General features: G+C 71.7%; 17 protein-coding genes. 10 read left to right on the top strand and 7 right to left on the bottom strand.

The window, feature by feature from the left end; genetic code table 11:
* The first annotated feature begins 5 nt into the window (after positions 1–5).
* Entirely contained in the window at positions 6–473 is a 468-nt protein-coding gene (locus AB4Z02_RS09690; protein WP_056882135.1) for a nuclear transport factor 2 family protein, read from the top strand.
* Between the two features lie 65 nt (positions 474–538).
* Here AB4Z02_RS09690 and AB4Z02_RS09685 read toward each other — a convergent pair whose 3' ends face one another.
* Positions 539–1,648, bottom strand: coding sequence for a TIGR03118 family protein (locus tag AB4Z02_RS09685; protein WP_056882134.1), 1,110 nt, complete (start codon positions 1,646–1,648; stop codon positions 539–541).
* Positions 1,649–1,798: 150 nt separating this feature from the next.
* On the opposite strand from AB4Z02_RS09685, the gene AB4Z02_RS09680 reads away from it, so the two are divergent.
* Entirely contained in the window at positions 1,799–2,476 is a 678-nt protein-coding gene (locus AB4Z02_RS09680) for a hypothetical protein (RefSeq protein ID WP_200949168.1), read from the top strand.
* On the opposite strand, the gene AB4Z02_RS09675 is transcribed toward AB4Z02_RS09680, so the two are convergent.
* The gene (locus AB4Z02_RS09675; RefSeq protein ID WP_441970613.1) at positions 2,390–3,760 is read right to left on the bottom strand and encodes an MFS transporter; all 1,371 of its coding nucleotides are present in this window, start codon (positions 3,758–3,760) and stop codon (positions 2,390–2,392) included. The two genes, AB4Z02_RS09680 and AB4Z02_RS09675, sit on opposite strands and share 87 nt — an antisense overlap.
* 55 nt (positions 3,761–3,815) lie before the next feature.
* Positions 3,816–6,050: an MMPL family transporter gene (locus tag AB4Z02_RS09670; RefSeq protein WP_441970612.1), complete on the bottom strand. Its 2,235-nt coding sequence runs from the start codon at positions 6,048–6,050 to the stop codon at positions 3,816–3,818.
* Positions 6,051–6,181: 131 nt separating this feature from the next.
* On the opposite strand from AB4Z02_RS09670, the gene AB4Z02_RS09665 reads away from it, so the two are divergent.
* The 8 genes from AB4Z02_RS09665 to AB4Z02_RS09630 all read left to right on the top strand — a co-directional run bounded on the left by AB4Z02_RS09665 (position 6,182) and on the right by AB4Z02_RS09630 (position 10,938).
* The gene (locus AB4Z02_RS09665; RefSeq protein WP_441970610.1) at positions 6,182–6,613 is read left to right on the top strand and encodes a DUF309 domain-containing protein; all 432 of its coding nucleotides are present in this window, start codon (positions 6,182–6,184) and stop codon (positions 6,611–6,613) included.
* Between the two features lie 83 nt (positions 6,614–6,696).
* Complete coding sequence (locus AB4Z02_RS09660; protein WP_441970608.1) at positions 6,697–7,818, top strand: alanine--glyoxylate aminotransferase family protein; 1,122 nt, start codon at positions 6,697–6,699, stop codon at positions 7,816–7,818.
* Between the two features lie 100 nt (positions 7,819–7,918).
* Positions 7,919–8,146 (top strand): hypothetical protein, encoded by a 228-nt coding sequence (locus AB4Z02_RS09655; protein ID WP_056882129.1) that lies wholly within the window; start codon positions 7,919–7,921, stop codon positions 8,144–8,146.
* 92 nt (positions 8,147–8,238) lie between these two features.
* Entirely contained in the window at positions 8,239–8,448 is a 210-nt protein-coding gene (locus AB4Z02_RS09650; protein WP_056882128.1) for a DUF6582 domain-containing protein, read from the top strand.
* Between the two features lie 122 nt (positions 8,449–8,570).
* On the top strand, positions 8,571–9,959 hold the full coding sequence (locus AB4Z02_RS09645) for a wax ester/triacylglycerol synthase family O-acyltransferase (RefSeq protein ID WP_441970606.1): 1,389 nt from the start codon (positions 8,571–8,573) through the stop codon (positions 9,957–9,959).
* 59 nt (positions 9,960–10,018) lie between these two features.
* Complete coding sequence (locus AB4Z02_RS09640; RefSeq protein WP_441970605.1) at positions 10,019–10,330, top strand: PadR family transcriptional regulator; 312 nt, start codon at positions 10,019–10,021, stop codon at positions 10,328–10,330.
* On the top strand, positions 10,327–10,722 hold the full coding sequence (locus AB4Z02_RS09635) for a hypothetical protein (protein ID WP_441970603.1): 396 nt from the start codon (positions 10,327–10,329) through the stop codon (positions 10,720–10,722). Before AB4Z02_RS09640 ends, AB4Z02_RS09635 begins: the two co-directional genes overlap by 4 nt.
* A 3-nt stretch (positions 10,723–10,725) precedes the next feature.
* Positions 10,726–10,938, top strand: coding sequence for a hypothetical protein (locus AB4Z02_RS09630; protein WP_441970601.1), 213 nt, complete (start codon positions 10,726–10,728; stop codon positions 10,936–10,938).
* A gap of 51 nt (positions 10,939–10,989) precedes the next feature.
* Here the strand turns inward: AB4Z02_RS09630 and AB4Z02_RS09625 are convergent, their stop codons facing one another.
* From AB4Z02_RS09625 to AB4Z02_RS09610, 4 genes are read right to left on the bottom strand one after another with little or no spacing between them, the layout of a single operon-like run.
* The gene (locus AB4Z02_RS09625) at positions 10,990–11,298 is read right to left on the bottom strand and encodes a DUF4229 domain-containing protein (RefSeq protein WP_056882123.1); all 309 of its coding nucleotides are present in this window, start codon (positions 11,296–11,298) and stop codon (positions 10,990–10,992) included.
* A 15-nt stretch (positions 11,299–11,313) separates the two neighbouring features.
* Positions 11,314–12,351 carry a c-type cytochrome biogenesis protein CcsB gene (gene ccsB, locus AB4Z02_RS09620; RefSeq protein WP_441970599.1) on the bottom strand — a complete coding sequence of 346 codons (1,038 nt, stop codon included), beginning with the start codon at positions 12,349–12,351 and terminating at the stop codon, positions 11,314–11,316.
* Positions 12,348–13,928 carry a cytochrome c biogenesis protein ResB gene (resB, locus tag AB4Z02_RS09615; protein WP_441970598.1) on the bottom strand — a complete coding sequence of 527 codons (1,581 nt, stop codon included), beginning with the start codon at positions 13,926–13,928 and terminating at the stop codon, positions 12,348–12,350. The genes ccsB and resB overlap by 4 nt, the downstream gene beginning before the upstream one ends.
* 2 nt (positions 13,929–13,930) lie before the next feature.
* Positions 13,931–14,695, bottom strand: coding sequence for a cytochrome c biogenesis CcdA family protein (locus AB4Z02_RS09610; protein WP_056882120.1), 765 nt, complete (start codon positions 14,693–14,695; stop codon positions 13,931–13,933).
* Positions 14,696–14,702: the final 7 nt, after the last annotated feature.

Genomic DNA, 14,702 nt, shown 5'->3' with positions numbered 1-14,702 from the left:
GCCGCATGACCGAGGCTCGCCCACCGTTCCCGCCGTTCGACGAGGTCAGCGCCCGCCAGAAGGTCCAGGCCGCGGAGGACGCCTGGAACACCTGTGACCCGCACCGGGTGAGCCTCGCGTACACGCCCGACTCCGTCTGGCGCAACCGCGACACCTTCGTGCGCGGGCGCGAGCAGATCGTCGAGTTCCTCACGGCCAAGTGGGAGCGGGAGCTCGACTACGCGCTGCGCAAGAGCCTGTGGAGCTTCACCGAGCACCGCATCGCCGTGCGCTTCCAGTACGAGTGCCACGACACCACCGGGCAGTGGTGGCGCAGCTACGGCAACGAGCTGTGGGAGTTCGACGACAACGGGCTCATGCGCCGGCGGGAGGCGTCGATCAACGACCTGGCCATCAGCGCGGGTGCTCGCCGCATCTTCGGCCCCCGCGCCGAGCTCGAGCGGTCGGCAGACTTCGAGATCCCCCTCGAGTGATGACGGAGGGACGGGGGCCACGGGCCCGTCCCTGTGTCGACGGACCCGTGGCCGGGGCGTGCCGGTCAGGAACCCGCGTGCAGCAGGCCGAGGAGGCCGTGCGACTCGTCCTGCGGGCCTGCGGTGAACAGCACGTCGTGGGTCGAGCCCTCGGTGCCGTTGCCGGGCAGCAGCGCCCACAGCCCGTCGATGGTGACCGCCTTGCCACCAGGACCCCGGAGCGTGCCGACGAGGTCGAGGGTCCCCGGGTCGTAGGCGTGGATCCGGCCGTCGCCGAAGTTGCCCACCAGCAGGTCACCCGAGAACCTGCCGAAGCCGGACGGCGCGATGGTCAGGCCCCAGGGCGCGTTCAGCACCGTGTGGTCCGAGGCGCGCCGGACGAGCTTGCCGCCAAGGGTGAACACGTCGACCCGGCCCAGCCCTGCACCGGCCACCTCGTCGACATGGGCACTGTCCCGCTTGGCGAACGCGACGTACACCCTGTCGCCGGACACCATCACGTTGAACGGCGCATAGCCGTGCGGCAGCCGCGCGTCGGTGAAGCTGCCCTTGGTGGCGACCCGCTTGAAGTCGCCGTTGTAGACGTCGACGACGCCGGCGGAGAAGTTGGCGGCGTACAGCCTCGGGCCGCTGGGCGTCTGCCCCATGGCCAGGCCCTTGTCGACCGCGCCGGGGGTGACGACGGCGTCGACGGCGTGGGTCGACGGCGATGCCCCGGTGGCAGCGACGGCCGGGTTCCAGCCACTGAGGTGGCCGGTCTCCCCGACGAAGAGGAACCGGGCGGGGGCGGCGTGACCGGCCGCGTCACGGACCACGAAGGACGTCGTGGGGTTCGAGACCTGGCCCGTGGGCGCGCCTCCCGGGATGCTGACGACGAGCGGCACGGTGGTCTGGGCGCTGCCGTCCACCCCGCCGGAGTACAGCGTGGTCACGCCGGTGCCGTTGTCGGAGACCCACAGGGGGCTGGTGCCGAGGTAGGAAGCACCCCAGGCGTTCACGAGGTGCGGATCGGTGACCTTGGCCATCCCCGGCACGTCGGAGACGAGGTTGACCTGGTGGTAGGCGGAGGGCGCGGAGGCGCCGGCTGGGGCGCTGACGGCGAGCAGCCCGATGGCTGCGCCGAGGCCGGCGCCGAGCGCCAGCAGCGGTGAGGGACGACGGATGTGATGCGTCATGGACAACCTCCTGGACAGAGGCGGACAGCCCGGGATGGACCGGCGCCATGAGGTAGACGAGGGCCGGCCGTGCAGAGTTCAGAGAGCGCCGCCCCGGGCGGGTGACGTTGGCCCCTGACCCCCTCATGAGGCCACGGCGACGATGACGGTATGGGTGGTGGGACCCGAGGTGCCTCGGTCGACCTGTTCTGGCTCCCCCTCGGCGCCGGCGGGCACTTCGTCCGTTGGAACGGCCGGCTCTACGAGCGGTGGAGCGCGCGGCGAGAGGGCCGGCTCCCGTCCGACCTGTACCACTGCGGGTTGATGGTCCACCTCCGCGGCACCGCCTACGCCGTCGAGATGGGCCCGGTGTGGAACGTCACCGACCCCGACCGCGGTGTCGTCGTCGAGGGGCCGGTGGGGGCGAGGTGGCTGGGCCGGTTCCGCGCCTTCCGCTACGAGATGCGCTGCTGGCCGGGAGGCCACCTCCCGGACGTGGCGGCGGCGGTGGACAGCCCGGTGCGGCTGACGGAGGACCTGCACCGCGCCGCAGCGGTGGTCCGGACGCTCCCCGACCTCCCAGTCCTGACGTGGGGACGGGACGAGCTGGGCACGGGCGAGATGTGGAACTCCAACTCGGCCGTGGCCTGGGTGCTGGCGCGCACGAGCCATGACGTGACCGCGATCCGGCCTCCTCGAGGGGGTCGAGCACCCGGGTGGGATGCAGGGCTGGCGCTGGCCGACCGGCAGTCGCGCGCCACGTCAGGCGAACCGACGGTGCGCGACGAGGCGCGCGGCGGCCAGCGTGACGAGCGCGGCGAGGAGGATCGCGACGGCCTCGGCCGGTAGGGGGCCGTAGGTCCCCGGTGAGGCGACCAGCAGGAGGACAGCGACGCCGATGGCCGTGCCGAGCTGCGCCCCCGTGTTGAGCACTCCCGTGGCCGTGGCGACCTCGTGCTCGGGCAGGTCGGTGCCGATGTCGTTGAACGCCACCGACGACGCCCCGAGCCCTGCCCCGAGGAACGCTAGGCCCACGACGGTCCCGGCCACGGTCCACCCGGTGCCCGCCCCGCCGCCGGCGACCATCGTGCCGGAGACGACCACATTGCCCACGCCCATGCTGTCCAGCCCGGCGACAGCCGGCCGACGGGGCCCTCGCGCCCGCGCCAGCCGGGCCGCCGCCGCGGACCCGACCACCACCGCGAGGCTGAGGGCCAGCAACGTCAGCCCGGCGCCGAAGGCGCTGAACCCGTGCCGGCGCTGAAGGTGGAGGGTGAGCAGGACCGCCGTCGAGCTGGTGGCTGCCGTGTTGACGAACGAGCCCAGCGTGCCGGCGAGGAGCTGTGGGGTGCGCAGCGTCGACACCGAGACCAGCGGTCGCCGAGCACGCCGCAGCCACACCGCCAGGAGCACCCCGAGGGCCGCGCCGGCAAGCACGACCAGCAGGCCTGGGACGCGCGAACCGTCCTCCTGCACCAGCGCCGCCCCCAGCACCAGGCCCATCACGGAGGTCACGAGCAGCAGCGCGCCCACCGCGTCGAGGGAGGCGGCGCGGTCCCGCGCGGGCGGCACCCGCACCCAGTACCGGACTCCCCCTGCGAGCCCGACGGCGAGCGGGACGTTGACCCAGAAGATCGCGCGCCAGCCCAGGAGCTCGGTCAGGAGGCCGCCCACGAACAGGCCGCTCGCCCCAGCCGCGGCTCCCGCTGCGCTCCACAGCCCGAGCGCCTTGGCGCGCTGACCAGTGGCGGTCGCGGCAGCCAGCAGCAGGCTCAGCGCTGCCGGCACCGTCAGGGCCGACGCGGCTCCCTGGACCGCTCGGGCGAGCACGAGCTGCCACGCGTGCCCTGCCAGCGCGCCGACACCGCCCGCGACGGCGAAGACCAGAAGGCCGACCAACAGCATCCTGACGTGGCCGTACCGGTGGCCGAGCCGCGCTCCGACCACGAGCAGGCCGCCGAAGAACATCGCGTAGGCCGTCGCGATCGGCCCCGCCACAGCGTCTCCTGCGCCCACTCCGTCGAGCATCGACGGGATCGCGACGATGGCGGCGGTGACGCCCAGCACGTCGACGAACTGCACCAGGCACAGGACGACGACCGTGGCGCTGGAGCCAGGGGTACGACGAGCCATGCCGACGAAGCTACCCACGACGTCGGACATCTCGGGCGCGACCGCTGGTCCCGCGTCAGGTCCCCGGACCGGTGGCCGCTGTCGGCGCGCCGGCGGGCGCGGAACCACCCTCGGCGCCACGCAGCCTCCGTGGCCAGGCGCTGAGGCCACCGAGGACGCTGAGGAGGGCGGGCACCAGGACCGAACGCACGACCAGCGCGTCGATGAGCACCCCCAGCGCCATGACGAACGCCAGCTCCCGGAACTGGCGAAGCGGCACCAGGGCGAGCATCCCGAAGCTGGCCGCCAGGGTGATGCCGGCCGCCGTGATGGCGCCTGATGTCTCGGGCACCCGTTCGGCGATCGCCTTGCGCAGGGTCGTGTGCCTGGCGCGGGTCCAGACGTGACCGACCCCGTAGATGTTGTAGTCGGAGCCCAGGGACAGGAGCAGCACCGAGGCGGCGAACGGCACGTAGAAGGCCACCCCTTCGTGGCCGAGCCGGTCCTGGAAGAGCAGCGTCAGGCACCCCAGGGATGCGGCGAGGGCGAGCAGGCTGCAACCGAGCAGCAGCACGGGCGCGACGACGGCGCGCAGGAAGACCATGAGCAGGAGCAGGTTGACCGCCAGGACGGCGATCGCGATGCGGCGCAGGTCGGCGTTGGTGGCTGCCACGAGCTCGCCCGCGACGGCGGTGTCGCCGGCCACGCCGTGCTGCGCCCCGCCCAGCCCCGCGCGCTGGAGCAGGGTCGGCATGGTGGCCGAGAGGTGGTCGAGGTCACTGATCGCCCTGGGGCCCAGCGGGTCGTGGTCCAGGATGACGAGGAAGCGCGCGGCGTCCCCCGTACGGCTCACCAACGCACCGCGCACCACCTCGTCCGGGAGCGCGCTCGGGCTCACCACACCGGCCACACCGGGCTGTCCCTGCAGCTCGCGCGCCAACCGGGTGAGCTTCGCCGGGTCGTTGCCGACGGCCGGGCCCTGCAGCAGCACCTCGGTCGGCGCCACGATGCCGGGCGCAAAGCCGGCGGCCGCCGCAGTCGCGGCCTCGTGGGCCGGGTTGTCGGATGGGAGGGCAGCCACGAACGACACCCCCAGCCGCAGCCGCCCCGCGTCGGCACCCAGCACGGCCAGCCCGACGACGCACGCGGCCCCCAGGACGAACGCCACCACCCGGACGGTCAGGACCCTGGCGGCCCCGCGGGCCACGCTGATCCGTCGGGCCTTCCTCGGTCGTGAGGGCCAGAACAGCGCGCGCCCGAAGATGGCCAGCAGGGCCGGCAGCAGCGTCACCGAGACGACCACGGACACCAGCACCGACAGGGACAGCACCGGGCCGAAGGCACGGAAGAAGCCGGAGTGGGCGACGAGCATCGCCGCGCTGCCCGCCGCCACGGCGAGACCGGCCACGAGGACGATCCGGCCCGTCTGCGCGGCTGAGTTCTTCGCGGCGGTCAACCGGTCTGCCCCGTCGTCGAGCCCCGTGCGCATGCTGGAGAGGAAGAAGATCGCGTAGTCCGTGACGATGCCGAGCACCAGTGCCAGCACGAGCGGCTTGAGCTCGTCAGGCACCCCGCCGCGCACGAACCCGCCGACGTAGTTGGTCACCCGGACCGCCAGGAAGTAGGAGACCGCGGCGGTCAGCAGGGCCACGAACGGTGCGATGAGCGACCGGAACTTCAGGGCGACGATGCCGATGACGACTGCGAGCGTGGCGCACTCGAGCAGCAGGAGCCGGCCGTAGAGGATCTTGGACTGCGCGACCTGCGCCGGCACCGTCCCGGTCACCCCGACGAGGTGGTCGTCCGGCTGGTTGACGTGCACGCGCCCGAACCGCTGCGCCGCGGCGACCTCGTCGCCGAAGGTGGTGTGGGGCTTGGTGAACACGAAGCTCAGCGCCGTCGTGCCCACCTCGGACGACGACGGGAAGACACCCACCGTGTTGACGACCGGGATCACGGCGGCGATGTCGCCGACGTCGCGCTCCTCGCCCTTGGTCACCGCCACGGCCCGTTCCACCACCCGTCGCTGGGCAGCCTCCGAGAGGCCATGAGGGTCGCGTTGCACCAGGAGCGTGCGCGACAGGATCGGGAACCCGAAGGCCTCGGCCGATGCGGTCTCCGTCGCGATCGCGCGGCTGTCCGGCGGCGCGAAACCGCCGAGGTCGGCGTTCGGGATCGTGGCAGGGAGCCATACGGCGGCTGCGACCGCGCCCACCGCCCACCCCAGCACGACGAACCACCGGAAGGTGACCACCAGCCAGGCGTAGGCCCGCGCCAGGAAGCCGGCCTCGGACCTGCGCCACGACCTCATCGACCAGCCCCTTTCCTCGGCGAGGTACTTCTACCCCGAAGTGGGTGGCGCACACCACCGACGCACGGTGGGACGCGTGGTGGCAGCGGAGCCCGGCAGCGCCAGCCGCCTTTTCTTGCGAGGCTGGACCCGTGACAGGACGAGAACGCGACCGGGACACCCAGGGCAGGGCCCGCCAGGCGAGGCCCCGCGACGCGCTCGGGCGCCCGTTGCCGTATGGAGCCGAAGGGGTCGAGCCCGTACCCGAGGACCCGCTGCCACCGGCCGAGACGCTGACCGTGGCGAGAGGGCTGGTCGAGGCCGGGCGCCCGTTCGCGGCGCACGAGGTGCTGGAGGCGCGGTGGAAGGCCGGCCCCGACACTGAACGCGACCTGTGGCAGGGGCTCGCGCAGCTGTGCGTCGCCATCACCCACGCGGCACGGGGCAACCAGGTGGGCGCGGACCGGTTGTTCGACCGGGCGGCCCAGAGGCTGGAGGCGTTCGCTGCGACCGGGCACGATGCCTACGGTCTCGACGTCGGCTCCGTCGCCGAGCGCGCACGAAGGCACGAGGGATGCTTCTGACCGTGCACCGTCAGGTGCGCGGTGCCTGAGGGTGCACCTCGTGACTCGAGCGCTCCATACCCGGCTGTGGCAACCTTGCGGAGGTGAACCTTCCTCGCCACGACGTCGACCCTGATGGACTGCTCGAGTACTCGGTGGTCTTCACCGACCGGTCCCTCAACCACATGTCCCAACGCTTCGTGGGCGTCATGCAGGACATCATCGACGTCCTGCGCACGACCTACAGCGCCCACACGGTCGCGCTCGTGCCCGGCGGCGGCACGTTCGGCATGGAGGCAGTGGCGCGCCAGCTCGCGACCGGCCAACGCTGCCTCGTCGTGCGCAACGGCCTGTTCTCCTACCGCTGGTCGCAGATCCTCGACGCCGGCTCGGTGGCGAGCGGGACGACCGTGTGCCGTGCGCGCCCGGCCTCCGACGAGCCCCAGGCCGCATGGGCCCCGGCTCCCGTCGCCGAGGTCGTCGAGGCGATCGAGCGAGACCGCCCCGGGGTCGTCTTCGCCCCCCACGTCGAGACGGCAGCCGGGATCCTGCTGCCCGACGACTACGTCCGCGCCGTCGCCGACGCGACTCACGCGGTCGGTGGGCTGTTCGTCCTCGACTGCATCGCGTCAGGGGCGATGTGGGTCGACATGGAGGCGCTCGGTGTCGACGTGCTGCTGAGCGCCCCGCAGAAGGGGTGGAGCGGCTCGCCGTGCGCCGGGTTCGTGATGCTGGGCGAGACCGCTCGGGAGCGGGTCATGGCGACCACCTCCTCCAGCTTCGCGATCGACCTGCAGAAGTGGCTGACGATCACCGAGGCCTACACCGAGGGCCACACGCCGTACCACGCGACGATGCCCACGGACGCCCTCGCGCGCGACGCCGCCATCATGCTCGAGACCCGTTCGCTGGGCCTCGACGTACTGCGCGACGCCCAGGTCTCGCTCGGCGCCCAGGTGCGAGCGATGCTGGGAGAGCACGGCTTTTCTTCGGTCGCCGCCGAGGGTTTCGCGGCCCCCAGCGTGGTGGTGTCCTTCACCGACGACCCGGACGTCCGCAGCGGCGCGAAGTTCAAGAAGCGTGGCCTCCAGGTGGCGGCCGGTGTGCCGCTGATGTGTGGCGAGCGGGACGACTTCTCCACGTTCAGGATCGGGCTGTTCGGACTCGACAAGCTCACCGACGTCGACGGCACCGTCGAGCGGCTCCGGGCCCAGCTCGACGGCTGACCGAGGGACAGGGCCGCCGACTGCAACGGACCCGAGCCGAGCAGCGAACCTCTGGCCGCGGCATACCTCACGGAGGCATCCTTGGCTCAGGAGGTCGGCCATGGGCAAGAAGGGCAAGGGCAAGGGCGGCAAGGGGACCAAGGGCGGCGGGCACTACCTGTCGCCGGGGGTCTACATCGAGGAAGGCCCCTCCGGCAGCAGACCGATCGAGGCCGTCGGGACGTCCATCGCCGCGTTCGTGGGGTTGTCGCCCTTCAGCCCCCTGCGGCTGGTCCGGACCGTCGCCCTGGCCACGGCCCTGGCGGTGGTGGTGCGACGGGTCCGCTGAGGGGCCAGTGCGAGAAGTGCCTCCGCGAGCCGGGGTTGGGCGGGGCGCCGTCCGGGTAGCAAGGAGCCGGACCCTCGAGGAAGGAGGCCGACATGTCGAAGGACCTCAGTGACAGCGAGAACCGCAAGAAGCTGAAGAAGTCTTCGTTCGCGCTGCCGGACCAGGAGAAGTACCCGATCCCTGACATCGAGCACGCCCGCAACGCCTTGGCCCGGGTGGCCCAGCACGGGTCGGAGGCCGAGAAGAAGAAGGTCCGTGCAGCGGTCGAGAAGAAGTACCCGAGCCTGAAGAAGGACGACTGATCAGCGACGAGGACCATCGACGAGGACCATCGCCCCTAGGCCGGGGTCCGACCGGCGGACGACCCTGAGGTGCCGAACCCGGGAGGACCGGATACCGGGCAGGAGCGACATCTGGGAGCCGCATGGCCAGCAGCACGCGCAGGCGGACGGAGCCGGTGGACGCGATCTGGCTCAGCATGGACCGTCCCAGCAACCGCATGGTCATCGTCACGCTGATGTTCCTGGCGTCCGCGCCCGACTGGGACGAGGTCGTCCACGTGCTCCGGACCCGGGTGCTGGACTGCTACCCCGTGTTCAGGCAGCGACCTGTCGCCGCCCCGCTGGGGTTCGGCCTCCCGCAGTGGGAGGACGACCCCACGTTCGATGTCGACCACCACATCAAGAGGCTGACGCTCGCCGCACCGGGTGACGACCACGCGCTGCAGTCGCACGTGGAGGAGCACCTCCACCTGCCGATCGACCCCCACCATCCGCTGTGGGAGGTGCAGCTCATCGACGGTCACGGGGACGGCGCGGTGGTGTTCAGCCGCGTCCACCACGCGATGGCGGACGGCATCTCGCTGGCTCGCGTGCTCCTGTCCCTGACCGACGGGGACGAGGACGTGGGGGCAGCGGACGTGGGGGCAGCGGACGTGGGGGCGGCAGACGAAGGACCCGCGCGAGGCCGGCGCAGCCCCGTCGGGGCATCGGCAGCCCTGGCCCGTGACGGCCTCGGTCAGCTCATGAGGCTGGGCACCCTGTCGGGAGGAGCAGCCCTCCTGCGAGGCGGGATCCGCACGACCGAGGTCGTGGCCCAGCTGTTGTCGACGCACAGCTCGCCGAGCGTGCTGGATGGCGCCCCGTCCACGTACAAGCGGGTGGTGTGGACCGGCCCGCTGCCCCTGGACGAGCTCAAGGAGGTTGCGCACCTCCAAGGGGGCACGCTCAACGACGTGCTGATGAGCGCGATGGCGGGGGCGTTGTGCCGCTACCAGCAGGAGCACGGTGCGGGCCCGGTCGACCTCGTGACGATGGTGCCGGTCAACCTCCGCCCGCTGGACCGGCCGCTCCCGCCGACGCTCGGAAACCGTTTCGCCCTGGTGTTCTTCACCTATCCCAGCGGCACCACCCAGCTGCTGGCCCGGCTCGCCGAGACCAAACGCCGGATGGACTGGCTCAAGCGCTCACCCGAGGCGCCGCTGACCTTCGCGCTCATGGGCGTCATCGCGCGGACGGTTCCCGCCGTGGAACGAGTCCTGGTGGACTTCTTCGCGAACAAGGCGATCGGCGTGACGACCAATGTCGCCGGCCCCACGTCGCAACGCCTGCTCGCAGGGGTGCCGGTGACCGGGGTGCTCGGCTGGGTCCCGGGATCGGGTCGTCAGACCCTCGGGACCTGCATCTTTACGTATGCCGGCAACGTCCAGGTCGGCCTCATGGCCGACGCTGCGGTGGTGCACGATCCGGAGGCCCTGCTGGCGGCCTTCGAGGACGAAGCGGCGGCGCTGGTCCGTCTGGCCAAGTGGCATTGAGCTTCATTGATCTCTACCTAGGGCCTAGGTAGATTACGAGTGTGGGCCGCCAACCGCGCATGACCATCCCGACCCAGCTGGTGCTGCAGGCCTTCCTCGGGGAGGCCACGCGCGAGCGGTACGGCAGCGACATCGGCGCGGAGGCCGGCCTCGCGAGCGGCACCGTCCACCCGATCCTCGCCAGGCTCGAGGGCATCGGCTGGCTGGAGTCGCGGTGGGAGGACATCGACCCCCGGGTCGCAGGTCGCCCCGCCCGCCGGTACTACCGCCTCACCGAGTCGGGCGCCGTGTCGGCGCCGACCGCACTGGCCAGGGCACACCGGCCGCGTCGCCCCTTCGCGGTGCCGCTACCCGCTAGCAGGGAGGCGTGAGGTGCGCACCCTGCCGCCGTCACTGGCAGGTCAGGTCGGCCACGGCCACCCTTCCTCGCGGCCCGGTACGGGACCGCTACCGCGCAGAGCTCCTCGCCGAGCTCGACCCGCTGACCGTGAGCGCCCAGGCGAAGTTCGCCACGGGCGTCCTCGCCAGCTCTCTCGCACTGCGCAGGGCGGTGTCGTCACATCCGAGCCCGACACCCGTGGAGGTCGCCATGACCACTCCCCGAAAGCCTCTCCTCTGCCGCACCAACCTCCACCACGACTGGGAGTCGGCGCACACCCCGGACGGCCAGCGGTTCGTCCGCTGCGCCAACTGCCACAAGGAACGCGGCGACGGCCGGACCGGCATGTCCGGAGCGGGGATCAGCATCGGTGGCATGGGCTGAGCGGTGCTGTTCGTCAGGGGTACCGCGCAGGTCGACGTCTTCGACGAGATGGTGCCCGAGTACGCCGCTGCGGCGACCCGGTACCTCGGCCCCGACGCGGCAGCCGCCTGGCTGGAGCCGCTGCGCTCCCAGCCCATGGCGCGCATACGGGTCACGCCCACGGCGGCGCGCATCCTCGACTTAGAGACCCGCTTCCCCAGCGCCATGTCGGCCTGAGGTCCGGTTCAGGGCGAGAAGAGCGGCGGAGCGGCGGCTGCGACCAGGGGGTCAGCGGTACTCGGCGGGCCCGCGCTCGTCCTCGGCGTCCTCTGCGGCCTCGTCGTCGCCGTGCACCGTGCCGTGGCCGGCCGCAGCAGCCGCCTGCTTGGCCTCGGTGCGCCGCTGCACGCGTTCAGCCAGCTGGCGGGTGCTCTCCTCGCGGAACCGGGCGAGCACGAAGTACGACAGGACCATCGACACCAGCGCGGAGAGGACGAGCAGCATCCACTGCTGGTCGCGGTCGCGCAGGCCGAGGAGCCAGAAGAGCGACAGCACCCCGAAGAAGATGAGCAGGCGCAGGACGGTGTAGCGGAGCATGGTGGTGCGCGTTCCTCACAAGCCGGAGTAGGAGTGCTGGCCCACGAAGAACACGTTGACCACGGCGAAGTTGACGATGATGCAGGCGTAGCCGGCCAGGGCGATGTAGCTGGCGGTCTGGCGGCTGATGCCGCTGGTCGCCCGCGAGTGCAGGAAGGCCGCGTAGACCACCCAGATCACGAACGTCCAGACCTCCTTGGGGTCCCAGTTCCAGTAGGACGCCCACGCCTGGCGCGCCCAGATGGCGCCGGCGATCAGGGTGAAGGTCCACAGCGGGAACGCCACGATGTACAGGCCGTACGCCGTGCGCTCCAGCGACGCGGCGTCAGGGAACCGGTCGAGCACGCTGGAGCGGCCGGAGCGGGCGAAGGCGTCCTTGACCAGGTACACCGCGGTCGCCGCCGCACCGATGGTGAACACGGCGGTGGCGAGGACGGCGACGGTGACGTGGATGACGAGCCAGTAGCTCTGCAGCGACGGCAGGAGCTCGGCGGCCTCGGTGTACCAGACGCGGACGGCCATGCCGAGCACGAGCAGGATCGGGCCGGTGATGAACAGGCCCAGCCAGCGCAGGTCGCGCCTCGTCGACCAGATCGAGTAGGCCAGCGAGGTGAACATCGAGCCCATCACCGCGAACTCGAACATGTTGCCCAGCGGCCACCGGTCGACCGACAGGCCGCGCAGGACCACCGACAGGAGCAGCAGCATCCCTCCGAGCCACGTCGTGGTGGAGCCGATCCCGGCCGCGGCGCGGGCCCGGGACGGCACCTCGGCGGCACCACCGGCGACCGGTGCGGCGCCATTCGGTTCCGCGTCGGCCGGTGCGACATCGGCCGACGCGGCGTCGACCGATGCGCTCGTGGCCCCTGCTCCGACGAGCTCACGCTCCGCGGAGCGGTCGCCAGCACGCTCGGCGGCACGGTCGGTGGCGCGGTCGCGCGCCGGCAGCAGCCCGGCGAGGTAGACGGCGTGGCACAGCATGGCGATCGTGAAGACCGCCATCGCGGAGTACAGGCTCACGTTGGCGTATCCGGCGAGCGTCTCGTTCGTCATGTGCTGCTGCCCAATCGTCGTTCCACGGCGGCGAGGACGTCCTCGACCACCTCTTGAAGCCCGTCGTCGTCGCCCTTGGCGAGACCGCCGACCGTCACCACGGTACGTCCGCCGTCCTGCGCAGGCGAAACGCGCACGAACACCCGTCGGCGCCGGATGACGAGTGAGGCGATGAGACCGCCCAGTGCCAGCAGCGCCGCCACGAGCGTGACGTACTTGCCGGGGTCGTGCCGGATCGACAGCCCCGCGAACCGGTCGACGCCGTCGAAGGTGATGGTGCCGCGGTCGCCGGGAAGGGTGAAGGTCTTGCCCGGCTCGAGCCAGATCCGCAGCGGCTGGTCCTTGGCGGTCTTGACCTGCGTCATCTCGGCGGTGTCGAGCACGTAGACCGACTGCGGCCGCCCACCCGGGAAGAGGGTGCCCTCGAAGAGCGTCAGGGCCAGGGCCGGCTTCTTCGCGTCCGGGAAGATCGACGTGGGGCCCTTCTCCTTGTCGATCACCGCGGTCGGCAGGAAGAGCCCCGAGAACCCGAGCTGCTTCGGCTGCGCACCGGGGATCTTCACGGCCCCGACCGAGGTGTAGTTGTTGTCCTGGGCGAGGAAGGGCACCGGCCCGCTGAAGGTCGGGTTGCCGTCCTTGTCACGGACGGTGATGACGGGCGCGTAGCCGTTGCCCAGCAGGAAGACGCCCGCGCCCTTCATCTCCAGCGGGTGGTTGACCTTGATCGTCGCCTGCTTCGGCGTCGCGCCCGGCTCGGCGACCGTCGTCACGTGGGCGGTGAAGTCACGCGGCTGGCCGAACTGGCCACGCCCGGTGACGTTCTCCTCGAAGGTCGCGTCGAGCTTGTCGACCTTGATCCGGAACGGCGACAGGCTGGAGGGGTCGACCCAGGGGCCGGGGCTGAACGTGTCGTACTGGATCAGCGAGTTCGCAAACGTCTTGCCGACCGGCACGATGACGTCGCCCTTCCACCCGAACAGGTGGCCCACCGCGACACCGACGATGACGAAGATCAGGGCCAGGTGGAAGACGAGGTTGCCGGTCTCCTTGAGGTAGCCCTTCTCCGCGCTGACGGAGGTCGAGTCGTGCGCGTGCGTGCGGAACCGCTTGCCCTGGAACACCTCCCGCGCGGCGGCCAGGACGGCCTCGGCGTCGGCCCCGGTCTCGGCGGTGGCCGACGAGGGCAGCCGATCCGGTCGGGCGGGAGCGCGCGGCGGCGTCGAGCGCATCGCCTTCCAGTGCACCTTGCTGCGCGGCAGGACACAGCCGACGAGGGAGATGAAGAGCAGCAGGTAGATCGCCGCGAACCACGGCGACGCGTAGACCTCGAAGAACCCCAGCCGGTCCAGCCACGGGCCGGACCTGGGGTGGTTGGCGATCCAGTCGGCGGTGCGCGCGGAGTCGATGCTGCGCTGCGGCCAGATGGAGCCGGGCAGGGCGCCGATCGCGAGGAGGAGCAACAGGAACAGCGCGGTGCGCATGCTCGTCAGCTGCCGCCACATCCAGCGCAGCCAGCCGACCGCGCCGAGGCTCGGCTGGGTGATGCCCTCGGTGACGTCCTTGGTCTGCTGTGCCATGGTCAGATCACCGTCTGGAAGCCGTTGACGAGGGAGGTCTGCACGTACCGCGTCCACGACTCCCAGAGGCCGGTCACGAGGAGCAGGCCGATGACGAGCAGCAGCCCGCCGCCGAAGAGCTGGATGCCGCGCTGGTGCCGCCGCAGGAACGCCGAGACCCCGCCGAACCGCTCGAAGCCGGCGGCGATCAGGACGAACGGCAGCCCCAGGCCGAGCGAGTAGGCCAGCGCCAGCACGATGCCGCGCACCACGGCGGGCTGGTCGCCCGTGGTGGTCGCGAGGAGCACGACGGCGCCGAGGGTCGGGCCGGTGCAGGGCGCCCACCCGAGCCCGAACACAGCCCCCAGGAACGGCGCCCCGGCCAGGCCCGATGCCGGGCGGCGGTGGAGCTTGACCTCGCGCTGGGAGCCGATCCGGCTCCCTACCCCGATGAACACCAGGGCCATGAGGATGACGAGCACGCCGCCGAGCCGCATGAGCCCCTGACGGTGCTCGACCAGGGTTGCCCCGACGCCGGCGAGGAAGGCGGTCGTGGCCATGAAGACCACGGTGAACCCCAGCACGAACAGCAGGGCGCCGGCCACCATGCGGTGACGCGAGCGCTGGGCCAGCGACTCGTCGGACAGGCCGGTGACGTAGCCGAGGAAGCCGGGCACGAGGGGCAGCACGCACGGCGACGCGAACGACACCGCGCCGGCGAGGAGCGCGACGACGAGGGCGACCGGGAGGGCACCCGTGGTGACCGTGTCCGTGACGTCTGCGATCAAGGCGCCG

The sequence above is a fragment of the Pedococcus sp. 2YAF34 genome (assembly GCF_052114585.1).
GTDB lineage: Bacteria > Actinomycetota > Actinomycetes > Actinomycetales > Dermatophilaceae > Pedococcus.
The sequence above is the reverse complement of the archived record's forward strand: the minus strand, read 5'-3'. Positions and strand labels throughout refer to the sequence as shown.